Here is a 25,347-nt window from a genome sequence, read left to right as displayed (position 1 = left end):
TCCCCTTTGTTTTTTCTTTTATAGATGAAAGTCGCTTTAGCGCTTTTCGTTTGTTTGTTTCGCTTTTCTTGACTCAATCATATGAAAAACAAAGAGTAGGCGCAGTAAAATACCGGTAAAAGGAGTATTTTCACCGGTGAATGAATCGTATTTTGAGCTTATTGGAGCAATTTTTATAGCCCAATCACACCTTTTAATTCATCCATTCGTCCTTTCGAAAGTGGAATTGAACTTTTTCTTTCATCATCCAAAATTAAACTAAAACTATTACGAGTCCACGTAATCACTTCTCGTACTCTTTGTAAATTCACAAGGTACGAGCGATGACATCTAAAGAACCCGAATCCTGTTAATCTCGCTTCTAGTTCACTTAATGTTAATGCACATACGAAATCACCTTCGCGCACATGAATATGTGTCACTCCGTTTTGCGTTTCAATGAAATGAATTTCCATCGGATCAAGTAAAATGATTTTATCGTTCACTTTCGCTGGAATTCTTTCAAGTTTCATCTGCGGAATCATTTGAACAACTTTTTCTCCATCAACCTCTTCAACTTCTTCTTGTTCAATTTCTATTTTCTTCACACCATCGTTATTTAAAATGTATACATCCTCTGTTAACGAAAGGGCGTCCGATAGAAAGGATGACGTAATAAAAATCGCTTTTCCTTGCTCTTTCATTGCCATAATTGATTTTCGAATAATAATTGTGCTCTCTGTATCTACATTTTGCTCTGGCTCTTCCAAAATAACTAAATCCGGATTATGAATCATCACTCGCCCGATATGAAGGCGACGTTTCTCTGAAAATGATAGTTTTTCTATTTTAACGTTTAACTTATCTAAGAGACCGACATGTTGTACGACTTCTTCCGTGCTCATATTTGATCCATACAGCCCTATTAAGAACTTAAAGTATTCCTTTACCTTCAAACGGTCGTATGCTTCATCTTTCAAAAAACAAAAACCGATGCGGTAATAATTTTTCTTTCCAATCGATTCTCCCTCAAATAGCACGTTGCCAGTTGAAGCTTCTTCCTCACCAATAATAATGCGGTGCAATATTTTCGCTGTATGGTTATTACATTGCAAAACAACACATTGTCCCTTCTCAACCTTCAGTTCAACTACCGGTAACTGGTTCGTCTTGCCTAACTGTTTCAACTCCAATAACGCCATTCTGTCTCCCCCAAATACTTTTTATCCTATTATACCAAACAATTAATGGAAAATTTAGATATTTTATGAAGCGCCATAAAAAGAAGGCTATCCAAATGAAAGGATAGCCTCCTTCTCTAATTTTTCTCTACCATATACGTCTTGAGCTGATCACGCAACGCTCTCTTTAAGAATCTCCCTACAGATGTTTTCGGAATTTCATTTACAAATAAAATAGCATCTGGCATCCACCATTTCGGGAATTCTGCTTCTAATAAAGCATACAACTCTTCTCTTTCGCCTACTTGTCCCTCTTTTAATACAACGCAAGCAACGGGACGTTCTTGCCACTTTTCATGCGGCACCGTTACAACAGATGCTTCTAACACTTTATCGTGCAACATTAAAGCATTTTCTAAATCTACAGAAGAAATCCATTCGCCTCCACTTTTAATTAAGTCCTTCGTACGATCAGCGATCTTAATACATCCTTCTGAATCAACCGTGACGATGTCTCCTGTATGGAGCCAGCCAACTTTCATTGATTATTCTGTACGCTCATCCTTATAATAGCTTCCAGCGATCCATGGGCCCCTTAAACAGAGTTCTATCATCGCTGGGCATTGATGATTTTTTTAATATATCAACGATTCGACAAGGATAACCTATCTACTAACAAAAGAAGACCGTCCCAACATACCTCTTGGGACGGTCTATTCTACACCTTACTTCTTCACCATTAACTTTCCTTCATAATCATTCATCGACTTTATTTCGACACCCTTATAATAATGAGCAACGATATCTGTATATTTCTTACCTTCCGCTGCCATGCCATTTGCTCCGTATTGGCTCATGCCAACGCCGTGGCCGAAGCCTTTCGTCGTAACAATGATTTTATCTCCATCTTGTTTCCACGTGAAGTCAGAAGAGCGTAAATCTAATTTGTCACGTACATCTCTTCCGGTTAATGTTTTCCCTTGAAACGCTACGTCTTTTACACGTTTTCCTTCTGTACGCCCTTTAATATCACCAACTTTCCCATCTGCTAGCACTTTCACACCGAGACGTTTTTGGAAGTCAGCTACTGTAAAGGTTTGCTCGCTCGTAAATTTCGGAGAGGCTTGATCCCACGGACTATCTACGCTCTTTAAGTACGGATAATCATTTCCCCAGTAATCAGCCGCATTTTCTGTCCGGCCATTACTCGTTGAGAAGAAGGATGCTGAGATCGGTTTTCCATCATACGTTAAAACTTGTCCTGCGGTTTTTGAAACGGCTTCTTCGATTTTCTTCAAATTATTTTCGTAGTTATTACCCCATTGTTTCTTCAATTCCTCTTTACTTTTGTACACTTGATCTTTCACCGTATCGGTCACGTCCGCATTGTTTTTCTTTCCTCCGCTTAGCATACGCTGCACCACAAATGTTCTCGCTGCTAATGCCTGCGCCTTTAGCGCCTCTATTTCAAAACTGGCATTCATCTCAGAAGCTACTACACCGGTCACATACTCCTCCATAGGTAATGTATCTACCTTTTTCTGTTTCTCACGATATACAGCAACTTGCACCGCTGTATCCACTTTCCCTGGAGCTGGTATACTTTCTATCGCTGGAGGAGTTTTAGAAGCTGCTTCTTCCCCTACCTTTGCTTTCGCAAATGGAATAACAAGAGCAGCAGGTACAATGATAACGAGCGCTATGAGAAGCGCTACTGTGATGAAAAGCGGCTTTGAAAATTTCATCTTATTTCCCCCAATATGAAAAAGCTTTACTCCATTCATTCTTATGGAACAACTCTTTCTTTTAGAACATACTTAGGGGAACCAGCTAAAACGAAAATTTTCTAAATATTTTTACTGGTACGTGCATAAGTATAGAATTTATTGACTATAACAGTAATAACCCAAAAAAAAATAGCCCCTACGTCAAAAGACGTAGAGACTATTTCAATTAAGCGTGAAGATCAGAAACTTCTTGTTCTTTCACTTCTTCTACTTTTTCGTTTACACGTTCAATAGTTGCACCTAATGCAGCTAATTTCTTATGGAAATCTACATAACCACGGTCAAGATGCTTTAATTCAGTTACACGAGTGTAACCTTCAGATACTAAACCAGCTAAGATTAATGCAGCAGCAGCACGTAAATCAGTTGCGCCTACTTCAGCACCTTGTAAGCTGTTTGGACCGTTCATAATAACAGAACGACCTTCGATTTTAATATCAGCATTCATACGACGGAATTCTTCAACGTGCATAAAGCGGTTTTCGAATACCGTTTCTGTAATCATACTTGTTCCATCAGCTTGTAGTAATAATGCCATCATTTGTGATTGCATGTCTGTTGGGAAACCTGGATGAGGCATAGTTTTAATATCAACCGCTTTTAACTTATCCGGGCCGATAACACGTACACCTTCATTTTCCTCAATAACTTTAACACCCATTTCTTCCATTTTCGCTGTAATTGAGCGTAAATGTTCAGGTACAGCATTTTCAATTAAGATGTCTCCACCAGTAATTGCCGCTGCAACCATGAATGTTCCTGCTTCAATACGGTCAGGAATAATAGAGTGGTTTCCACCATATAATTTATCAACGCCTTCGATACGAATCGTTCCAGTTCCAGCTCCGCGTACTTTCGCTCCCATCGCATTTAAGAAGTTAGCTAAGTCAACGATTTCTGGTTCTTTCGCTGCGTTTTCAAGGATTGTTGTCCCTTTTGCTAATGTAGCTGCAGACATAATGTTTTCTGTCGCGCCCACGCTTGGGAAGTCTAAATAAATTTTAGCTCCTTTTAGTTCTCCCTCAACGTATGCCTCAACAAAGCCATTACCAACCTGTACTTTTGCTCCCATTGCTTCGAAGCCTTTTAAATGTTGGTCAATTGGACGTGAACCAATTGCACATCCACCAGGAAGTGCAATACGAGCACGACCGTTACGCGCAAGTAATGGTCCCATTACTTGAACAGATGCACGCATTTTACGTACATATTCAAATGGTGCTTCGATGTTTAGTTCTTTAGAAGCATCGATTGTTACTTGGTTATTTTCAAATACGACTTCAGCATTTAAATGACGTAATACCTCATTAATTGTGTATACATCAGACAAAACTGGTACTTCAGATAGTACATTCTTTCCATCACTCGCTAATAGGGCTGCAGCGATTATAGGTAATACAGCATTTTTTGCGCCCTCAACACGCACTGTGCCGTTTAACCGCTTTCCGCCACGGACGATGATCTTTTCCAAATTATTCCCCTCCGTGTCCTTTTTTCAGTATCTATTCACTCAATACTCAGAAGTTATGATCGGTGTGCCAACCACAATTGTATCTTTGTTGTCTGTAGAACGTATTGCTATTTGCACATTTATTTTCTCTCTATTTGTTGAAAGAGCGTCATCCCACTTTTTATTGTATGCGGAGACTGACACAAATGCTCTTTCTTCTATCTGTTCGATCGCTCTTGCTGAAAGATCTTTCAAAACCTGATTGGTTTTATTTTGCAAAACACCTTCAATCTTATCATTCAGTACACCTTGAACACAAGTGTAAATTATAGGTTTTTCACTAAAAATTTTATTTGTTTTCTGAATGTACTTAGGGTCCCATTTCGCCCCGCTTACTTCAAAAATAATGAAAGTGTTTTCTTTAGTATTTTCCTTACTCCATGTTACTACTACTCGTTCTTCATAAGAAGAAAACTTTTTATAGGATGTAGCTTTATATCCATCTGGAGATTGTTCTAATTCCCACTTTTGAATATTCGCCTTGTCCTTCACATCGTTTAACAACTTTTGAAACGTATGTATATTAGAAATTGTTTTTGTTTCTCGCGCTAACCATGACCACTTCTCTACTTTAGCATCATTTTTCTCTAAAGTTGCAATCATACTCTCCATTTTCTGTTCATCGCTGATCGGTTTCATTTCTCTATATCCAACCAAAAATAAAACAACACTTATCACAACAATAAGAATGGCTTTAAGCTTCAATTTCATCCCCTCCTATCCCCATTGTTAACGGAGATATGAGGTTCTATACACTTACTTTACTAAATACGTTAAACTCTTTGAATAGCCTAAATAATCAAGGAAAAAGTTACTTACAGATGTCCCAATTGCAATTGTAATTAGGATGAGTAATACTCGCGTCTGCATCACCTTTCCAGGCTTCATTAAACGCTCAATGTGAATCCCTTGTAAGGCCCACCACGTAATGGTAATAAACAATAAATGCGAAACGATGGCAATCAGTGCTTGTTGCCCTAAAAGATGTGCCAAAAAATCGACCCCTTTTTACCCAGCTACTACTTACAAAATACTCTAAAAACGATACCATAATAAGTAGAAGCCACACTTTTTCAAATACAAATAAGTATCTTACATTTCACATCGTAATTTGTCCTCAAAAAACGTATACCTACATGCATTTTCAATTGTAGTTCACACAAAATAAAAAGCGCAGAGTAACAACTCCACACCTTTTATTTTCACTATTGTACCACGTTCCCTAGGAAGAAGAAATCCTTCATTAATGGAAAATATTCATAAAAGAAATTGTATCCGATCATCGGCATAATCCCTAGTATTACAATTGAAATTGCACAAAGGCTCATAACAACCTTTATATTGAATGGCAAATGAATTTTCTCTTCCACTTCTCCCGTCCGGAAAAACATTTGCTGTAGAATACGGAAATAATATACGAATGAAATGACTGTCGTCCCCATCATAATAGAAGCTAGTACGTAATGAGCTGGCTCTACATGCAGTGCACCTAAAAAGATGTTAATTTTCCCGATGAAACCAGCTGTTCCTGGTATTCCGGCCAACGATAAAATAAAAATCGTCATCACTATCGCTGTAAATGGCGACCTTCTATATAATCCGGTGAAAATGGTAATGTTTTCTTTGTCGCTTTGTAAGATTAAGCCGTGGATAATTGCAAACGCGCCTATATTCATAAGCATATACGCAAGCATGTAAAACCACATGCTATCCATCGTAAATGGTGATAATGCTACAAGCGGAACGAGTAAATACCCCGCATGTGCGATTCCCGAATAGGCAAATAGGCGTTTTACGTTATATTGCTTTAACGCTACTACATTCCCAATAATCATCGTAATACTCGCTAGCACGGCAATGTATATGCTCATACGTCCGTATAAGGATTGCATGTCTCCTTGCACCGAGACACTTGCAAAAACCATGAGAAACAGACGAATAATGAGTAAGAACCCAGCAATTTTAGAAATCGTTCCAAGAAAAGCAGTAACAGGCGTAGCCGCTCCCTCATACACATCTGGTGCCCACATATGAAACGGCACCGTCGCAATTTTAAACGAGAGTCCAACGAGTAATAGTAGAAATGCGAGAGCTAACAATAACTGAATACCACCAGCAAGCTCCCCTGCGAATACTTTTTGCATATCCACGATATTAGTCGATCCTGTAATACCGTACAAATAACTCATTCCAAAGAGCGTAATTGCAGTTCCAATTCCTCCATTAATGACATATTTCATGGCCGCCTCATTTGATGTACGGTTCTTTTTTCGTATTCCTACTAAAATATATGAAGAAAGTGAAAGCAATTCTAAACCGACGAAAAGTGTAATGAAGTCGACGCTAGAAGCCATAAACATAGCCCCAAGGAGGGCCATTAAAAATAAGTAATAATATTCTCCCTTATCTTCAATTGGATTCTTCTTATCATCGCTCATTGCGGTGCATAAGATAAGGGCTGCTCCGCCTAATAACAACGTTTTGAACCCTTTTGAAAACCCATCTAACACAAACGATCCGTTTAAAATATCTCCTGTTGGTTCGCCGTATAGCGTAACTAACGACACGATTGCTAATATGACGGCTGCGATTGCACTAAGCGCTACATATCTATGGTTCAACTTAAAAAACAAGTCACATATGGAAAGAAGGATGGCAGCTCCGAGAATAATGAATTCTGGCACCATGAGATGCCATGATAAGCTAAGTAACGTATTCATATCCATCCTACTTCACCCCCAATGTTTTCAATGTATTTTGAAGCGGATCCCCTAGTATTTCTGGCATTACTCCAATTGCAATAATGCAGAAGATCAGTAGCAATATAGGGACATACTCCCATCCGTGTATATCAGCTTTCACTCCCCACTCTTTCTTACCAAATGTTACTTGAAGTGTCGCTCTCAATACGTATACAGCGGTTAAAATGATGCCGAGTACGCCGACTGCCGCAATGACTGGCTCCCCTTGGAATAAACCGAGAAAGGCAAGAAACTCGCTAACAAATCCAGACATTCCTGGTAATCCAAGCGATGCCATTCCTCCTGCTAAGAAGAATCCGCTAAGTACCGGGACACTTTTTGCGAGTCCGCCAAGCGCTGTAATATCCGACGTTCCAAAACGTTGTTCTATAACGCCAAGTAAGAAGAAGAGTAAGGCCGCAATTAAACCGTGCGAGACAACTTGGAATAGCGCCCCTTGTGTACCTGGTGCATTTAACGCCGCAAGGCCCATTAATACAATGCCCATATGCGAGATACTAGAGTAAGCAAGCACCTTCCGAAAGTCCGTTTGGATGAGCGCTAAGAAGGCTCCGTACAATAAATTAATAACTCCTAAAATCGCAATGAGCGTTGCAAACTCGCGAAAGTATTCCGGGAATAGCCCTTTTCCGAAACGAATCATACCGTATGCTCCAATCTTCAGTAAAACGCCCGCATGAAGCATAACTACAGCTGGATGCGCTTCAATATGCACATTAACCATCCAGCGATGTAACGGGAAAACGGGTAGTTTAATCGCAAAAGCGATCATTATGGCAAGAAATAAACCGAACTGTAAGCTACTTGAGACGGCGATTCCTCCCCCAGCACCTACACTCGTTAATATTTCTTTAAGCTCTGTAATATTTGTTGTACCTGTTTTTGCAAATAAAACCGAGAAAACGATGAGTAAAATAGCGGAGCCGATACCGTTATATATTAAATAACTATAAGCAGCCTTTTCACTCGACAATTTCCCCCACTTCCCAATTAATAAAAACATTGGCGGCAATGTAATTTCAAAGAAGATAAAGAACAACATTAAATTTTGAGCAGCGAATACGCCGAGCATCCCTATTTCTAGCATGAGTAGCAGCATATAAAAGGCTTTTAAGTTCCTTTTAATAGTAAATGCCGCAATTGCTGCAAGTATCGCTAGAAGGGCCGTCAGCACCATCATAACGAGCGATAAACCATCAATACCAAGCTCGTAATAAATGGAAAACCATCTTTTATCCACCGCTGCAAAATCCCCAAATTTAATCCATTTCACTTTTTCATCGAATAGCGACAAACTCTTTCCAGAAGCATATGTACAAGCGAGGACGATAGCGATTCCAAATGGAAGCGCCGTCCCAAACAAACCGAGCGCTCGCACTGTACGCGATTCTTTTTTCGGTGTTAATACAAGTAAGAGAATTCCTAAAAGCGGGGAAAAAATGAAGAACGTTAATAACAAATCATTCATCGTAAATCCCCTCCCGTATAGAGCAAAATAATGACGAGTACTGCAAGCGAAACAGCTGTTACAGTACCGTACACTTGTACATTTCCGTTTTGGAGTCTAGAACCGAGTCCGCTTATCCCTTTAACTAGACTCCCTATTAAAACAGCAATTCCTTCGACTACATACACCTCAAATAAGCGAAGCACATGAGCGATTCCCTTCGTAATAGGGAGCACTGTCATATTGTATAGTTCATCCACATAATATTTTTCTTTCAAAAGGTTATAAAGAGGTGTTCCCTCGCCACCAGCCCAATCTCTAGAAATAGATTTCTTACCATATATGAAATATGCCAGAGCAATCCCTGCAAATGAAACGAGCGTCGCTACAATCATAATCCAAACTGGCCCGTGTACCTCTCGCGCTTTAAATGCTACATCTTTCGTAAGCCAATCCCCGAGAAACGTCCCAAACCATGGTGTATTCATATAACCCGCCACTACCGCGAGGACGCCGAGGACGATCATCGGATACGTCATAATGCGGGGAGATTCCTGCACGTCTTCCTTCGTCTTCGCTTCCCCAGTAAAGACAAGGAAGTATAGCCGGAACATGTAGAATGCTGTTAAGAATGCTGCAATTACTGCTAATATGAATAAAACGTAATTGCCGTTCATCCAAGCCGCCGCTAAAATTTCATCTTTACTAAAGAAACCGGAAAGGAGTGGCACACCACTAATTGCAAGCGTACCGATTAAAAATAGTGCACCCGTTACTTTCATCTTCTTCTGTAAACCGCCCATTTTATTAATGTTTTGCGTATGCACTGCATGAATAACACTTCCTGCAGCCAAAAATAGTAGCGCTTTAAAAAAGGCGTGTGTCGTTAAATGGAAAACACCAGCTACATAACCAGCAGATCCTAACGCAAGCATCATATACCCGAGCTGGCTAACTGTAGAATAAGCAAGCACTCTCTTTATATCCGTTTGCACAAGACCGATAGAAGCCGCAAAGATTGCAGTGAAGGCTCCAACAATTGCCACCGTCTGCATCGCCACCGCACTTGCTGAAAATAGCGGGAACATCGTCGCCACTAAATATACGCCAGCTGCGACCATTGTCGCCGCATGAATAAGTGCCGAAACAGGCGTCGGCCCTTCCATTGCATCTGGTAACCACGTGTGAAGCGGGAACTGACCTGACTTCCCCATCGCCCCGATAAAAATTAAGATCGCCGTTATTGTAATCATCGTAGGGGTAAGATCACCCGTATGAATCGCCCTAAATATTGCTTCATATTCAAAACTACCCACGTGCCAAAAAAGTAAGATCATCCCTATAAATAAACCGACATCTCCAATGCGAGTCATAATAAAAGCCTTTTTCGCAGCAGCCTTCGCTTCTTCTTTAAAGAAATAAAAACCGATGAGTAAAAATGAACCGAGGCCTACTAACTCCCAAAATATATAAAGCTGTAATAAATTCGGTGATATAACGAGCCCGAGCATCGCAAATGTAAAGAGTCCTAAATAGGCATAAAAGGTTGGTAATCTTTCGTCACCTTTCATATAACCTTTCGAATACACATGTACAAGTAAACTCACAAGTGTAACGATAAACAGCATTAAAGCCCCTAATGCAGTCACTTCAAAGCCAAATGATATATCAATATCTCCCGTTCTAAGCCATACCCACGTATGCTTTAATCCTACTTTCGAAAACCGTTCTATTAATACAAGTACCGCAAATATAAAGGAGAGAAAGACGAGGAAAATACTAAGTACACTGCTTCCTTCTCTAATTTTCTTCCCGAATATAAGTAATAAAAAAAACGAAACAAGCGGGAAAAGCGGTATGAGCCATGCATAATCGATCATTGTTTCCTTCCCCCTTTTCGGTCACAATGTTATCCTTTGAGCGTATCCATTTCATCTACATGAACCGTCGTACGATTACGATACAAAGCAATTAAAATGGCGAGTCCTACCGCCGCCTCCGCAGCCGCTACAGCCATCGTAAACAGAGAGAAAATTTGCCCTGTTAAATTTGGGAACAAACCTAATTTACTAAACGCTACTAAATTTAAATTGGCTGCGTTAAGCATTAATTCAATACAAACTAATACAATCACAGTATTTCGCTTCGTTAAAGCTCCAAACAAACCGATGCAAAACAAAATAATCGCAAGCGTTAAATATGCAGAAGCCGGAACACTACTCATTGGAATCCTCCTCTTTCTCATCCTTCTTCGCAAGAATAATTGCGCCAACAAGTGCTACAAGTAAAATAACTGAGGTTAACTCAAATGGAATAATATATTTCGAATAGAGAAGTGTACCGATTTGAAGTGTGTTTTTTTCATGGAGAAGTAAACTTCCTTGTGTGCTTTCATTTGCAAAATCAATATTGTTAACAGTGAAATACATAACTGCCCCAAATGCTACAACCGCAAAGAAGATAATCCATTTTCGAAGAGTAAGACGCGATTCGTTTTCTGCGTTATGTTGCGTTAACATAATGCCAAAGATCATAATAATTGTGATCGCACCCGAGTAAAGTAAAATTTGTGCAACTCCGATAAATTCGGCCGATAAAAGAAAGTACAAGCCTGCGATACTAAGAAATGTCAGAACGAGAGCTAGCATCATATGCATGACTTTCGTTAAATTCAGCATAAGAACGCCGCCGATAATTGCAGACAAGGATAGTATGAAGAATGCTACAAACTCGCCATTCATGCTTTATTCTCCTTCCTGACGTTTTCGTCGTTTTCATCAAGCCACTGCAAATTTTTAAATAAATCATCACGTGAATACTCCGCGAGTTCAAAGTTATTTGTCATAACAATCGCCTCTGTCGGACAAACTTCTGTACATAAATCACAAAGAATACAAATTTCAAAATTAATATCGTACGTGTCGATAATTTTTCCTTTTTTCGTAGGATCCGGATGTTTTTTCCCTGTTAACTGAATACAGTCTGTCGGACAAATGTTAGAGCACTGGTTACAAACAATGCACTTTTCCGGATAAAACTTTTGAATACCTCGAAAGCGGTCTGGCAACGGCAACGGTTGATTCGGATAATCGTAAGTCACCTTCTTCTTACTCAAATTGCTTAATGTATATTTTAATCCTTTAAATAGTCCTTTCATCTCTTACTGGCACCCCCCTCATAGATTAGAAGAATAACTCCTTAATCAATGCCGTTAAGAAAATATTCGCAAGTGCAATTGGCAATAATACTTTCCAGCCAAACTCCATTAACTGGTCACCTCTTATACGCGGGAACGTAACGCGGAACCAAATTAATAGAAAGACTACACTGCTAAATTTCAAAGCAAACCATACAGCTCCTGGAATAAATCCAAGGAACATAACTGGATTCCACCCACCTAAAAAGAGCACTGTAATTAAAGATGCCATTCCGAAGAAATATACGTACTCTGAAAGCATGAAAAACGCCCAGCGAAATCCTGAGTATTCCGTATGATATCCAGAAACAAGTTCCGACTCGGCTTCTGGTAAATCAAACGGTGTCCTATTTAACTCGGCTACCGCTGCGATTAAGAAGACGACGAAACCGATTGGCTGCACGAAAATGTACCAAACATTCTCCTGCGCTGCTACAATTTCATTTAAATTCAGGCTACCAGCTAACAAAACGACGCCAATTACACTCATTACGAGCGGAATTTCATAAGAAATCATTTGCGCCGCCGCACGCATCCCTCCTAAAAGGGAATATTTATTATTTGATGCCCATCCTCCGGTTACGACACCAATCGTCGTAATACCCGAAACTGCAATGTAATACAGTAAGCCTACACCAATATCCGCGAACTGAAATTTATCAGTAAACGGGATGACTGCAAGCACCATAAATGCCGGTGCGAATGCAATAACAGGTGCTAATATAAACAACGGTTTATCTGCCGCTTTCGGAATACTATCTTCTTTCAGTAATAATTTTAAAACATCGGCTACCGTTTGCAGTAAACCGAATCGGCCCCCAACTTGGTTTGGTCCAATCCGCCCTTGCATAAATCCCATCACTTTCCGTTCTGCCAAAATACCATATGTAACGAAGCCAAGGACTGCAAATAATAGAAGCACCGCTAATCCGAAAAAAATGAAGAAATTCGTCCAGCTTGAAGGTGATTGTAAGAGCGTTTCAATCATTAGCCATCAACCTCCCCAAGTACAATATCAACTCCACCTAAAATCGTAATTAAATTGGCGATGTTTTCACCTTTCAATAACTTCGGTAAAATTTGCAAATTGTAAAAAGACGGCCTGCGAAACTTCAAGCGGTACGGCTCTTTCTTTCCATCACTAGCAATATAGCAACCAATCTCTCCTCGCGGTGATTCTATACGGACAAACGCTTCCCCTTTAGGCGCCTTAATGATTTTCGGCACTTTCGCCAGCACAGCTCCGTCTTTCGGGAACTGCTGGACAGCTTGCTCAACAATTTTTAATGACTCCTCAATTTCCTCCATGCGACAAACGTAACGATCCCAAGCATCCCCCACGCTCCCAACAGGAATATCGAAATCAAAACGATCATAAATGGAGTACGGTTCATCCTTGCGAAGATCCCAGTTTACTCCCGTGCACCGCAGATTCGCTCCGCTCAAAGAATACGAAATCGCTTCTTCCGCGCTATATATACCAACGCCTTTTACACGATTTAAGAAAATCTCATTACCGCTAACGAGATCATGATAACCTGCTAATTGCTCTCTCATATACGGAACGAACTCTTCCACTTTTTCAATCCAACCGTCCGGCGCATCCCATTTTACACCCCCGACTCTCATATAGTTAAAAGTAAGCCGGGCACCGCATAATTCATTTAATAAATTTATAATCATCTCTCGTTCACGAAACGCGTACAAAAATGGGCTGACCGCTCCTATATCAAGAAGATTCGTCCCCCACCAAACGAGGTGGCTCGCAATCCTTCCAAGCTCCATTGCAAGTACTCGCAAGTATTCGGCCCGCTCCGGGATTTCAAGCCCCATCATCGTCTCTACAGCATGGCAAATGACGTAATTATTCGTCATGGCCGATAAATAGTCCATTCGATCTGTATAAGGGATAATTTGCGTATACTGTAAGCTCTCAGCAATCTTCTCGGTCCCGCGGTGCAAATATCCAATAACCGGTGTAGCTTCTTTAATAATTTCCCCATCAATCTTAATAACAAGCCTGAACACACCGTGCGTACTCGGATGCTGAGGCCCTACATTCAAAAGCATTTCTTCCGTACGGATCATAAGCTACACCTCCACATCATACGGTTCATAATCTTTCCTAAGCGGATGCCCTATCCAATCATCTGGCATTAAAATACGTGATAAATTTGGATGTCCCTTAAATACAATGCCGAGCAAATCATACGCTTCTCGCTCTGGCCAGTCCGCGCCTTTCCAAAACGCTGTCACCGATTCTACTTGCGGCTCTTCCCTATCCAGCTTCACCTTCACCGCTACTGACTGTTTCTTTCCATATGAAAATAAGTGAACATATACTTCCATATGCGTCACAAAATCTGTCGCATGTAGCTCTGACATATAATCAAATGCAAGTCCCTCGTGGAACCGCAATAATTCCATCACTTCATAATATTTTGAAGGCTCCACCACAAGAGTTGGTACATCTTTTGAAAGTTTATTAATGTAGGAATCTACTAATGTATCCTCTCCTACTCCCCCCTTAATAACTTCAACATACTGATTTAAATACGGTTGATTCAGAGATGGCTCTTCCGGCTTCAGTTCCTCTTCCTTCTTACCTTCAGTGCCCTTTGTCTTCGCCCTTGCAGCCGCAGCCGCTTTTGCCTTTGCTGCTGCAATTGCCTTCGCCTTTTCATCTCCCGAATCCCCATCACCTTGCAAGGCCTTCTGCTTCGCTAGAGCCGCTGCTTTTGCCTTTGCTGCCGCCACGGCCTTTGCCTTCGCCTTTGCCTTTTCTTCTTCTGGTATTTCTTCGGTTCCTTCTCTTTTTTGCTTCGCTAATGCCGCTATTTTTACTTTTGCGGCCGCCGCTGCCTTTGCCTTTTCTTCTTCCGGTATTTCTTCGCTTCCTTCTCTCTTTTGCTTCGCTAATGCCGCTGCTTTTGCTTTTGCGGCCGCCGCTGCGCGGCGTTTTGCGTCTTCCAAAGTCATTTCACTACCTTTTGATAGCGCTTTCTCTTTTTCTCGATTTTCTTCCTCAAGTTTACTTATTTCCGCATCATGTTTCGCAACGAGACGCTTTCTTGCCTCTTCTTTCGCACGCCTAGCCGCTTCTCTTTTCAAATCCTCTAAGTCTTTGTTTGGATCACTCATTTATTCGTCACCTGCTTTCCCGTCTTTGCCTCGTAACGAATTTTTTCTTTCAATTTATTAATTCCATAAATTAAGGCAGCAGGATTTGGTGGGCAGCCAGGAATATACACGTCAACTGGTACAATTTGATCTACACCTTTCACAACAGCGTATGAATTTACATATGGACCTCCTGCTGTCGCACAGGATCCCATTGCAATAACCCATTTTGGTTCAGGCATTTGATCGTATAAACGCCGAACAATAGGAGCCATCTTCTTCGTTACCGTTCCCGACACAATCATAACGTCCGATTGCCTTGGTGAAGTCCGAAAAAATGACCCAAATCGATCTAAATCATAATGTGATGAACCTACTCCCATCATTTCAATTGCACAGCATGCTAGTCCGAATGTCATCGGCCATAAAGAGTTGCTACGTGCCCATCCTTTCAACTGTTCCAATGTAGAAAAAAAGATATTTCGTTCTAATTCCGCTCGCTCATTTGGATGTAATTCCTCAAAATTTATAACCATTGTAACACCTTCTTTTTCCAAGCATACGCTAATCCAACTAGCAACATTACAACAAAGATGAGCATTTCAATCAGTGCAAATAAACCGAGCTTGTCATATGCGACAGCCCATGGATATAAAAATAAAGTTTCTACATCAAAGATGACAAACAATAAAGCAAAAATATAATAACGAGCATGAAACCGAATATTCGCATCATGAAAAGGCTCAATCCCACTCTCATACGTCGTCGCTTTCGCTGCACTTGGTTTGTTTGGACGCAGCATCCTTCCTAATGTAAGAGCCACTACCGGCAGCAATATGCCTAATAGCAAGAAAATCAAAACGATCATATAACTATTTTCATATACACTTGCCATTGTGAAACCCTCCCCCCTGAATTAAGAACAAGTTCACTTAGTAAACATTATGTCCTAGTTGCAGTAATTATTATTTTTAAATTTTTCTAAATAATGCAACTATTTTAATCATTATAGCAAACTTCAAATTCCTATGTCGATATATTGGGGACAGAAACGAGAATTATTGAAATCTGTTTTTATAACTCGCGCCATACCTGTGCAAAATAAATATAAAAATTATATATGTTTTTCAAGAAACTATAAAAAATAAAAGAGGAATTTATATGTATATACCGTGGGTGAGATAAATGAAGAAACAAACACATGTAAGTATTCTTATAAGCAGTATATTGTTGTCTGTAGCGATTCATTACGTAGCAATGCCATTTCTATATGAATACTCATTTCCTTTTCAAATTTTAATTGGAATGAGTACCTTATTCATTGATATTATCGCTTGTAGTTATATACTTTATTTTTCAAATAGGAAAGAAGGATTACCTCGTTTATTTTGGACCATTTTATCTGTTGGAACTCTCTCTTATTTCATTGGTGATATCGTCGTTGCCTATCAACGTTTAATATTAAAGGACTACTATACATTTGTTGATGCGTCCGATTTTTTTTATCTACTTTTTTTAATTAGCTTTGCATTTGCCTTTCTATATGAAATCATCTATAACCGCGATTTATTAGAAAAGCTTTTTATGATATGTGATATTTGTATTATTGTTACAGCACAATTCACTTTAAGTTACTACTTACTTATTGAACGCACCATTCACGTTTCTTCAACATCCTATATCGACATATTCGTTCAACTTACCTATCCAATGGCCGATTTACTCTTTTTTCTCATAGGAATCAATCTGTTATTCAAGCCATTATCCTTATTATCCAAAAAAGTGGGTGCACTTCTTGGCAGTGCTTTAATTTTATATGCTACTACAGATGCGATTTATGCTTATATCAAATACTTCACACCCGAGTATTCTATGTTTACAGTTACTCCTCTCTATCAAGTAACTTTAGTATTAGTAGCAATCGCCTGTATTCTGCATACAAAAGAACCCGAAAGACAAGAGCAAGTACTATTAACCCCTAAGCTTGGGGAATCGATCAGATTATCATTACCTTATATTTCTGTAGTCATGCTTATTGTTTTTATATTAGTTGAATACGTTTTTGCACCTATTGTAGTAATCGGACTTATGATAACTTTCTCCTTCGTTCTCATACGCCACAGTTTAGTCCGAAGACAAAATAAAATATTATTACTAGCCCAAATGCAATTCAACTCAGAACTCGAAAAACAGATTGAACTACGTACAGAAGATTTAGTAGAACAAAAAAATGAACTATATCATAACCAACAAATGTTTAAATCTTTATATGAACATCATCCAGATCCAATCTTCACATTAGATTTATACGGTAACTTTCTTAAAGTGAATAACGCTGGTACTACTTTACTCGGTTATCAAACGAATGAATTATTAAATCAGCCTTACTATTCCCTTATGTATGAAGAAGATTTGGAAGAAATCATTAGTGCCTTTCATCGCGTAAAAAAGGGGAAATCTATTTCTTTAGAGATACGGGCATATCATAAAAATAGAGATATTTACTACTTGCATGTTACAGCTGTTCCCATCTTTTTAAAGAATCATATTTCTGGGGTTTATTTAATGATTAAAGATATTACGGAAAGCAAACAACAACAAGAACAAATTAATTTTCTAGCATATCATGATACGTTAACAGAGCTTGCAAATCGCCGTGCATTTCATCAATATGTAGAACAAGCAATTGCTCGATCCGAAGTATCAAAAAGGCCTTTTGCTGTTATGTTTCTCGACCTAGACCGCTTTAAGGTTATTAACGATACCCTCGGTCATAGGGTAGGAGACCTTCTATTAATTGCAGTAGCAAAAAGGCTCGAAAGACTATCGACACCAAATATGAAGCTCGCCCGGCTAGCTGGGGATGAGTTCACAATCCTTATCGAAAACTATAAAAAAAGACCAGATGTAAAAAAAATAGCCGATACGATTGTAGTAGCCATGAACGAGCCATTCGAAATCGAAAATCAACATTTACACATCTCACCGAGCATCGGGATTGCAATATATCCTGAAGCAGGTGAAGATCCATTGTCCATTTTACAACATGCTGATATGGCCATGTACGAAGCAAAAAATAAAGGAAAAAACGGTAGCTCTCTGTACACGAAAGAATTGTATAAAAAGATGGAACGAAAAGCTCGAATTGAAAAAGATTTACCACTCGCTTTAGTAAACGAAGAATTTTATCTCGTCTATCAACCACAAATTGATATTACGACGAAAAAAATTATTGGTGCTGAAGCATTAATACGCTGGAAACACCCACTCCTAGGTGATATTCCGCCATGTGAGTTCATTCCAATTGTAGAAGAGACGCCACAAGTCGTGCCACTCGGTCATTGGGTATTAAAAGAATCTTGTCGTCAGCTAAAAATATGGCATACTTTCGGCTACCAAGATTTAAAAATAAGTGTTAACTTATCAGCAAAAGAATTCCAACAAAATGATTTAATCGCGGACATTTCACAAATACTAACAGACGTTAACGTCGATCCAAAATATGTAACACTTGAGTTAACAGAACGAATTGCAATGATTGATGAAAAAGAAACATTATCAAGACTAAAACAATTAAAGGAATATGGGATTCAAACGTCCATTGATGACTTCGGTACCGGCTATTCTTCTCTCGCTTATTTATCAATTTTCCCTATCGATACATTAAAAGTACCGAGAGAATTTACACAACTTGCCGATCATCGGCCTGAGGAAAGAGCCATCGTTTCTACTATCCTTTCCCTTGCAAATACTTTAAACCTTTCTGTCGTTGCTGAAGGAATTGAAACAGAAAAACAACTTAAGTTTCTACAAAAGAACAACTGTAAATATATGCAAGGTTACTATTTCAGTAAACCACTTACGAGTCATCAATTTATAAAATTTCTACAAAAAACACCCAGTATGAACCAATAACTCATACTGGGTGTTTTTATAGTGTCGGAATTTTTTTCTCGTAATATTCCTCTGCAATTTCTTCATAAAAAGCTGCTGACGTCGTATAAAAATATGGAATTAACCATAGGAATCCAATCCCTAACGTAATACAACTTAATATAAACCAACCAATAAAACTTAAACATAAAATGAAATACTCCATCTTATGTCCATCCATCATACGACGGCTTTCTGTAATAGCTTGATTTATGGAATACTCAGGATGATCATTTATTATAAAGTACGTCATCGCATAAGAAAATGATTTAATAATGCCTGGAATAATAAATAGTAAAAACCATAAGAAAATATAAATGTTCACTACTATATATAATAAAAATGACTTTATAAACTTACTTCCTTCTGTAAACCATCTAAATATATGTCCAATACGTGCCTCTTTTTCACGAATGATATGTAGTGCTAAATAATAACCACCTAACGTTAATGGACCTACCATCAATATTGAAATAACGTCTACTGAAAATGAGCTATTTACTTCTTTCCAATCCCAAACCTGAGAGAAAATAAAATTAATACTAAAACTAAAAGCTGAAATAAGAATCGAAATCAGTAATGTTGCACCGACAGCTAATCCCCATTTCCCTTCTAATGAATCTAGCGCTTCTCCTTTTAAATCACTAATCATAATCGTCCTCCTATACGTAATAACTCTATTAGTATAGCATGTTCCTACTACAATTCATCTTTTGCAAGATAGCGATAAAAATGCGCTGTCGTTGTACTCATATACGGGCTAAGCCAAAGAAAACCTATTCCAAGTGTAAGAATTGCTAAAATTGCCCAACCTATAAAACTCAGCCACAACAGAAACAAATCCAATTTGTGCCCCTTCATAAGATGCTTACTTTCTTTCATTGCCTGTGACACACTATACTCTGGATTTTCAACCATTACATAGTACGTCAGCGCATAAGAAAAGTACATCACAATCATACCAATGATTGAAATAGCTAATAGTACAAAGAAAGCAATAGCAAACGACGTATTTCCTTCTTCACCCAAAAATACAAATAAGGCTACCAGCAACATCGGAATCCATGTACCTGTATATAACAAAATCGCAAGCATTGCCCACATCGTTTTCATCATTCTTTTAAAACCACGAAATCCTTCGAATAAGTGATCTACTTTAGCACCTTCTCGTTTACTAATCTGTAAAAATACATTTGTATAACCGTATGATGTAATTCCATACGATGCGTTACTTAAAATTATCATAATGCAATAAAAAATTCCAAATGTAATACCTGCTCCAATTGATATTGTGTCCTCTTCAAGTGAACCTGTGAAACCAGCAAATAGTAAAAATATAATAACTCCTGGAATTAAAAGTATAAGCATTGCAGCCATCGAAACAACGTAACTTAAAATAAAATATAAAATTGTTGATCCAACACCTAGTCCCCAATTTCCCTTTAAAGAGTGCAACGCTTCTCGTTTCATTTCACCAATCATTTATTCATCTCCTTTATAAATTGTTGTACATTCTCTACTTATACAAGCATCAATATAATTATACCATTTTTGTAAAATTATCCATAAACTACACAAAAAAATCCGTAAAGGCAAAGCCTTTACGGATTTTTTACTTCATATCGGAAACGTTTAAACGGTTCACGGCACGTTGTAATGCCATTTCTGCACGTTTAAAGTCAACATGTGCTTGTTTATCTTGCATACGTTGCTCAGCGCGACGCTTTGCTTCATTTGCACGATGGATATCGATATGGTTTGCTTCTTCAGCAGATGATGATAATACAGTTACTTTATCTGGACGAACTTCGATAAAGCCACCGCTTACCGCTACATAATCAGTGTGTCCACCATTTTTCAGACGAACTGCACTAATTTTTAATGGTGCAACAGTTGGAATGTGACCCGGTAAGATCCCCATTTCCCCACTCTCTGCTTTTACGCTTACCATTTCTACTTCTTTTTCGTAAACCGGTCCATCAGGAGTTACAATACTGACTGGAAATGTCTTCATACTTCGTCCCTCCTAAGGCCTTACGCCATCATTTTCTTCGCGTTTTCAATAACTTCTTCAATGCCACCAACTAAACGGAACGCATCTTCTGGAAGGTCATCATATTTTCCTTCTAGAATTTCTTTAAATCCGCTAACTGTATTTTTTACAGGTACGTAAGAACCTTTTTGACCTGTAAACTGCTCAGCTACGTGGAAGTTTTGAGATAAGAAGAATTGAATACGACGAGCACGATGTACAACTAACTTATCTTCTTCAGATAACTCATCCATACCTAAGATAGCGATGATATCTTGAAGCTCTTTATAACGCTGTAAAGTTTGCTGTACTTGACGAGCTACTTCATAATGCTCTTCTCCTACGATTTCTGGAGAAAGTGCACGAGATGTAGATGCTAATGGATCTACGGCTGGGTAAATACCCATTTGTGTTAAACGACGCTCTAAGTTTGTTGTTGCATCTAAGTGAGCGAACGTTGTAGCTGGTGCTGGATCCGTATAGTCATCGGCTGGTACATATACCGCTTGGATAGACGTGATAGATCCTTTATTTGTAGATGTAATACGCTCTTGTAATTGACCCATTTCTGTTGCAAGTGTCGGTTGGTAACCTACCGCAGATGGCATACGACCAAGAAGGGCAGATACTTCAGAACCTGCTTGCGTGAAACGGAAGATGTTATCGATGAACAGAAGTACGTCTTGTCCTTGCTCATCACGGAAATGTTCAGCCATTGTTAAACCTGTTAATGCAACACGTTGACGTGCTCCAGGTGGCTCGTTCATTTGTCCGAATACCATCGCAGTTTTCTTAATTACGCCAGAATCGCTCATTTCGTGGTATAAATCGTTACCCTCACGAGTACGCTCACCTACACCAGCGAATACAGAGATACCACCGTGTTCTTGTGCGATGTTGTTAATTAATTCCTGAATTAATACCGTTTTACCTACACCGGCACCACCGAATAGACCGATTTTACCACCCTTAATGTAAGGAGCAAGTAAGTCTACTACTTTAATACCAGTTTCAAGAATTTCTACTTTAGTAGATAATTCTTCGAATGCAGGTGCTTGACGGTGAATTGGATCACGACGTACATCGGCAGGAACCTCACCATCTAAATCAATTGCATCACCTAATACGTTAAATACGCGACCAAGTGTTGCATCACCAACTGGTACAGAGATTGCTTTACCAGTATCTTCTACTTCTGTACCACGAACAAGTCCGTCTGTGGAAGACATTGCAACTGTACGAACTGTATCATCACCTAAATGAAGTGCAACTTCAAATGTTAAGTTAATGCTTGTTCCGTTTTCGTTGCTTTGTTTTACCGTAAGGGCGTTGTAGATTTCTGGTAGCTTTCCGCCATCAAACTTAACGTCTACAACCGGACCCATGATTTGCGTAACGCGCCCTTTATTCATCGGGTTCCCTCCTAGCTTTCTTTTAATTAGCCAACTTACTACGAGCAGTTAGCTTTTCATTTTTTATTGGTTTATAGCTTACGCGACTCTTTGAAAAGAGCCGCTTCCACTTTTTATTGAATCTAGTTCCAGCGGCTAGAACAGTCGGTCATTTCGCGCCTTCCTACGAGGCACAAATCGCCTCTTTGTCAGGGGCTCCAATGCCCTCCTATTCTGGACGAGCCGCTTCCACTTTTTACTGAATCTAGTTCCGGCGGTTAGAATGTTCGGTGGCTTCGCTTTTTCCTGCGAGGCACAAATCGCCTCTACGTCAAAAGCTCCACCCCCCCTCTCATTCTGAATGAACCGCCTACACTTTTTAATACTACTCTAACGCTGCTGCTCCACCAACGATTTCCGTAATTTCTTGCGTAATCGCTGCCTGACGCGCACGGTTGAATGAAAGTGTAAGTGAATCGATAACTTCCATTGCGTTGTCTGTAGCACTCTTCATTGCTGTCATACGCGCTGCGTGTTCACTTGCTTTACCGTCTAGTAATGCACCGTACACTAAGCTTTCTGCGTATTGTGGCAATAGTACTTTTAAAATTTCTTCTTCAGAAGGTTCGAATTCATAAGCTGTCGTCGGTTTATTAGACGCCACATCAGTAAGCGGTAAAATTTTATTTTCCGTTACTTCTTGTGAAATTTTACTTACGTAATGGTTGTAGTAAATATACAGCTCATCATAAGCACCATCTGCAAACATCGCAATTGCTCGAGAAGCAAGGTCTTTAATATCAGTAAATGATGGGTGGTCAGATAATCCAACTACTTCATCAATGATGTTAAAGCCGCGACGTTTTAAATAATCACGTCCTAGTCGGCCAAGCACAATAATTGAATATTGGTTTGAGTCCATATTATGACGTTCACGAATTACGTTACTCACTGTACGTAATACGTTACTGTTATAACCACCTGCTAGTCCGCGATCAGATGTAATAACGATGTATCCCGTACGCTTTACAGGACGCGCATTTAGCATCGGATGATTAATTCCTTTACTTCCTTGCGCAATGCTCGCTACTACTTCTTGAATCTTTTCCATATACGGAACGAAAGATTTAGCATTTTGCTCTGCACGGTTTAACTTAGATGCAGATACCATCTCCATCGCTTTCGTAATTTGACTCGTTTTCTTTGTCGAGTTAATCTTCGCTTTTATATCGCGTAAAGATGCCACAGGTTTTCACCACCTTTTTTCCGGAAGTTGGCACGATTAGTAAGAATTCTCTTCCTAATCTACGTTGCAAGATATTCTTGCTCATGATTGAAGGAAAAGAATAGGTGCACCTACTCTTTTCCTTTACATAACCGTCAGCAATCTCAAAGCCTGAGATGCTTTATATATTATCTAGCTCCAGCGGCTTGAATGTTCGGTGGCTTCACTTCTTCCCCCTCACATTCAGGACGAGCCGCTTCCGCTTTTATTATTCAGAAGCTACGAATACTTTTTTAAATCCATTAATAGCTGCTGCAAATTTGTCGTCATCCGCAAGTTTCTTAGTTGTACGGATTTCTTCTAATAAGTCAGTCGCATTAGAATCTAACCAAGCATGTAATTCTTCTTCGAAACGAGTGATATCTGCTACTGGGATATCATCTAGGAATCCACGTGTTAAAGCGTAAAGAATGATAACTTGTTTCTCTACACGTAACGGTTTGTGTAATCCTTGTTTTAATACCTCAACAGTACGAGCACCACGGTTTAGTTTCGCTTGAGTTGCTTTATCAAGGTCAGAACCGAACTGAGCGAACGCTTCTAACTCACGGTAAGATGCAAGGTCAAGACGAAGTGTACCTGATACTTTACTCATTGCTTTAATCTGAGCAGATCCACCTACACGAGATACAGAAGTACCCGCATCGATTGCTGGACGTACGCCAGAGAAGAATAGGTCAGATTGTAAGAAGATTTGTCCATCCGTAATAGAAATTACGTTTGTTGGGATGTATGCTGATACGTCCCCTGCTTGTGTTTCGATGAAAGGTAGTGCAGTTAAAGAACCGCCGCCTCTTGCATCACTTAATTTTGCTGCACGCTCTAATAAGCGAGAATGTAAGTAGAATACATCCCCTGGATATGCTTCACGACCTGGAGGACGACGTAATAGTAATGACAGCTCACGGTAAGCCGCTGCTTGTTTTGATAAGTCATCATATACTACTAATACGTGTTTACCATTGTACATGAACTCTTCACCCATTGTTACACCAGCGTAAGGAGCTAAGTATAATAATGGAGCTGGTTGAGATGCAGATGCAGTTACAACGATTGTGTAATCTAATGCACCGTGCTTACGTAGTGTTTCTACTACGTTACGTACAGTTGATTCTTTTTGTCCGATAGCTACATAGATACAAATCATATCTTCATCTTTTTGGTTAATGATTGTATCAAGTGCAACTGCTGTTTTACCTGTTTGACGGTCACCGATGATTAACTCACGTTGACCACGGCCAATTGGTACAAGAGCATCGATCGCTTTAATACCTGTTTGAAGTGGCTCATGAACAGATTTACGATCCATTACACCTGGTGCTGGACTTTCGATTGGACGAGTGTTTGTTGTATTGATTGGGCCTAAACCATCAACTGGTTGACCTAATGGGTTTACAACACGACCGATTAGTTCTTTTCCTACTGGTACTTGCATGATGCGACCAGTACGACGAACTTCGTCACCTTCACGGATTTCTGTGTAAGGTCCTAAAATAATGATACCTACGTTGTTTTCCTCTAAGTTTTGTGCTAGTCCCATAACGCCGTTAGAGAACTCTACAAGTTCACCAGCCATAACGTTATCAAGACCATGAGCACGCGCAATACCGTCACCAACTTGGATAACCGTACCAACATCACTAACTTCGATTTCAGACTGATAGTTCTCGATTTGTTGCTTTATCAGTGCGCTAATTTCTTCAGCTCTGATGCTCATGTGCTTC

General features: G+C 39.4%; 23 protein-coding genes and 1 pseudogene. 1 reads left to right on the top strand and 23 read right to left on the bottom strand.

Annotated features, from left to right (window positions below):
* Positions 1-173 precede the first annotated feature (173 nt).
* The 17 genes and pseudogenes from AABL52_RS01115 to nuoA all read right to left on the bottom strand — a co-directional run bounded on the left by AABL52_RS01115 (position 174) and on the right by nuoA (position 15,877).
* Positions 174-1,181: a LytTR family transcriptional regulator DNA-binding domain-containing protein gene (locus AABL52_RS01115; RefSeq protein WP_098258932.1), complete on the bottom strand. Its 1,008-nt coding sequence runs from the start codon at positions 1,179-1,181 to the stop codon at positions 174-176.
* A 116-nt stretch (positions 1,182-1,297) separates the two neighbouring features.
* A pseudogene (locus AABL52_RS01110) lies at positions 1,298-1,774 on the bottom strand (AMP-binding enzyme); the annotation flags it as partial.
* 111 nt (positions 1,775-1,885) lie between these two features.
* Positions 1,886-2,905, bottom strand: a complete 1,020-nt coding sequence (gene spoIID, locus AABL52_RS01105) for a stage II sporulation protein D (RefSeq protein WP_000672645.1) — start codon at positions 2,903-2,905, stop codon at positions 1,886-1,888.
* A 208-nt stretch (positions 2,906-3,113) separates the two neighbouring features.
* A complete protein-coding gene (gene murA / locus AABL52_RS01100) occupies positions 3,114-4,418 on the bottom strand; it encodes a UDP-N-acetylglucosamine 1-carboxyvinyltransferase (protein WP_000411269.1) in 1,305 nt (434 codons plus the stop codon).
* A 39-nt stretch (positions 4,419-4,457) separates the two neighbouring features.
* Positions 4,458-5,162 carry a YwmB family TATA-box binding protein gene (locus AABL52_RS01095; RefSeq protein ID WP_371399484.1) on the bottom strand — a complete coding sequence of 235 codons (705 nt, stop codon included), beginning with the start codon at positions 5,160-5,162 and terminating at the stop codon, positions 4,458-4,460.
* A 51-nt stretch (positions 5,163-5,213) separates the two neighbouring features.
* A complete protein-coding gene (locus tag AABL52_RS01090; protein WP_000940742.1) occupies positions 5,214-5,450 on the bottom strand; it encodes a DUF1146 family protein in 237 nt (78 codons plus the stop codon).
* Positions 5,451-5,662: 212 nt separating this feature from the next.
* Positions 5,663-7,177 (bottom strand): NADH-quinone oxidoreductase subunit NuoN, encoded by a 1,515-nt coding sequence (nuoN, locus tag AABL52_RS01085; RefSeq protein WP_341519681.1) that lies wholly within the window; start codon positions 7,175-7,177, stop codon positions 5,663-5,665.
* A gap of 7 nt (positions 7,178-7,184) precedes the next feature.
* Entirely contained in the window at positions 7,185-8,687 is a 1,503-nt protein-coding gene (locus tag AABL52_RS01080) for an NADH-quinone oxidoreductase subunit M (protein ID WP_341518765.1), read from the bottom strand.
* Complete coding sequence (nuoL, locus tag AABL52_RS01075; protein WP_341518764.1) at positions 8,684-10,546, bottom strand: NADH-quinone oxidoreductase subunit L; 1,863 nt, start codon at positions 10,544-10,546, stop codon at positions 8,684-8,686. The genes AABL52_RS01080 and nuoL overlap by 4 nt, the downstream gene beginning before the upstream one ends.
* Positions 10,547-10,575: 29 nt before the next feature.
* Entirely contained in the window at positions 10,576-10,890 is a 315-nt protein-coding gene (gene nuoK, locus AABL52_RS01070; RefSeq protein ID WP_000100078.1) for an NADH-quinone oxidoreductase subunit NuoK, read from the bottom strand.
* Complete coding sequence (locus AABL52_RS01065; RefSeq protein WP_341518763.1) at positions 10,883-11,407, bottom strand: NADH-quinone oxidoreductase subunit J; 525 nt, start codon at positions 11,405-11,407, stop codon at positions 10,883-10,885. Before AABL52_RS01065 ends, nuoK begins: the two co-directional genes overlap by 8 nt.
* On the bottom strand, positions 11,404-11,823 hold the full coding sequence (gene nuoI, locus AABL52_RS01060) for an NADH-quinone oxidoreductase subunit NuoI (RefSeq protein WP_000677191.1): 420 nt from the start codon (positions 11,821-11,823) through the stop codon (positions 11,404-11,406). The genes AABL52_RS01065 and nuoI overlap by 4 nt, the downstream gene beginning before the upstream one ends.
* Positions 11,824-11,848: 25 nt before the next feature.
* Positions 11,849-12,850 carry an NADH-quinone oxidoreductase subunit NuoH gene (gene nuoH / locus AABL52_RS01055; protein WP_000573437.1) on the bottom strand — a complete coding sequence of 334 codons (1,002 nt, stop codon included), beginning with the start codon at positions 12,848-12,850 and terminating at the stop codon, positions 11,849-11,851.
* On the bottom strand, positions 12,850-13,950 hold the full coding sequence (gene nuoD, locus AABL52_RS01050; RefSeq protein ID WP_002123807.1) for an NADH-quinone oxidoreductase subunit NuoD: 1,101 nt from the start codon (positions 13,948-13,950) through the stop codon (positions 12,850-12,852). The genes nuoH and nuoD overlap by 1 nt, the downstream gene beginning before the upstream one ends.
* 3 nt (positions 13,951-13,953) lie before the next feature.
* Entirely contained in the window at positions 13,954-15,003 is a 1,050-nt protein-coding gene (locus AABL52_RS01045; protein WP_341518762.1) for an NADH-quinone oxidoreductase subunit C, read from the bottom strand.
* A complete protein-coding gene (gene nuoB, locus AABL52_RS01040) occupies positions 15,000-15,518 on the bottom strand; it encodes an NADH-quinone oxidoreductase subunit NuoB (protein WP_000236331.1) in 519 nt (172 codons plus the stop codon). The genes AABL52_RS01045 and nuoB overlap by 4 nt, the downstream gene beginning before the upstream one ends.
* Positions 15,509-15,877, bottom strand: coding sequence for an NADH-quinone oxidoreductase subunit NuoA (gene nuoA / locus AABL52_RS01035; protein ID WP_000179273.1), 369 nt, complete (start codon positions 15,875-15,877; stop codon positions 15,509-15,511). The genes nuoB and nuoA overlap by 10 nt, the downstream gene beginning before the upstream one ends.
* A gap of 290 nt (positions 15,878-16,167) precedes the next feature.
* On the opposite strand from nuoA, the gene AABL52_RS01030 reads away from it, so the two are divergent.
* The gene (locus AABL52_RS01030) at positions 16,168-18,897 is read left to right on the top strand and encodes a putative bifunctional diguanylate cyclase/phosphodiesterase (protein ID WP_097844686.1); all 2,730 of its coding nucleotides are present in this window, start codon (positions 16,168-16,170) and stop codon (positions 18,895-18,897) included.
* Positions 18,898-18,913: 16 nt separating this feature from the next.
* Here the strand turns inward: AABL52_RS01030 and AABL52_RS01025 are convergent, their stop codons facing one another.
* The 6 genes from AABL52_RS01025 to atpA all read right to left on the bottom strand — a co-directional run bounded on the left by AABL52_RS01025 (position 18,914) and on the right by atpA (position 25,340).
* Complete coding sequence (locus tag AABL52_RS01025) at positions 18,914-19,567, bottom strand: DUF975 family protein (protein WP_144563827.1); 654 nt, start codon at positions 19,565-19,567, stop codon at positions 18,914-18,916.
* A 47-nt stretch (positions 19,568-19,614) separates the two neighbouring features.
* The gene (locus AABL52_RS01020; RefSeq protein ID WP_341518761.1) at positions 19,615-20,397 is read right to left on the bottom strand and encodes a DUF975 family protein; all 783 of its coding nucleotides are present in this window, start codon (positions 20,395-20,397) and stop codon (positions 19,615-19,617) included.
* A gap of 130 nt (positions 20,398-20,527) precedes the next feature.
* Positions 20,528-20,929, bottom strand: coding sequence for a F0F1 ATP synthase subunit epsilon (gene atpC / locus AABL52_RS01015; protein WP_000847214.1), 402 nt, complete (start codon positions 20,927-20,929; stop codon positions 20,528-20,530).
* A gap of 20 nt (positions 20,930-20,949) precedes the next feature.
* Entirely contained in the window at positions 20,950-22,359 is a 1,410-nt protein-coding gene (gene atpD, locus AABL52_RS01010; RefSeq protein ID WP_001032603.1) for a F0F1 ATP synthase subunit beta, read from the bottom strand.
* A gap of 364 nt (positions 22,360-22,723) precedes the next feature.
* Entirely contained in the window at positions 22,724-23,584 is an 861-nt protein-coding gene (gene atpG, locus AABL52_RS01005; RefSeq protein ID WP_000157697.1) for a F0F1 ATP synthase subunit gamma, read from the bottom strand.
* A gap of 247 nt (positions 23,585-23,831) precedes the next feature.
* Positions 23,832-25,340: a F0F1 ATP synthase subunit alpha gene (gene atpA, locus AABL52_RS01000; protein WP_000027514.1), complete on the bottom strand. Its 1,509-nt coding sequence runs from the start codon at positions 25,338-25,340 to the stop codon at positions 23,832-23,834.
* Positions 25,341-25,347 lie beyond the last annotated feature (7 nt).

The organism is Bacillus paramobilis, from assembly GCF_038096195.1.
Taxonomy (GTDB): Bacteria; Bacillota; Bacilli; order Bacillales; family Bacillaceae_G; genus Bacillus_A; species Bacillus_A mobilis.
The sequence above is the reverse complement of the archived record's forward strand: the minus strand, read 5'-3'. Positions and strand labels throughout refer to the sequence as shown.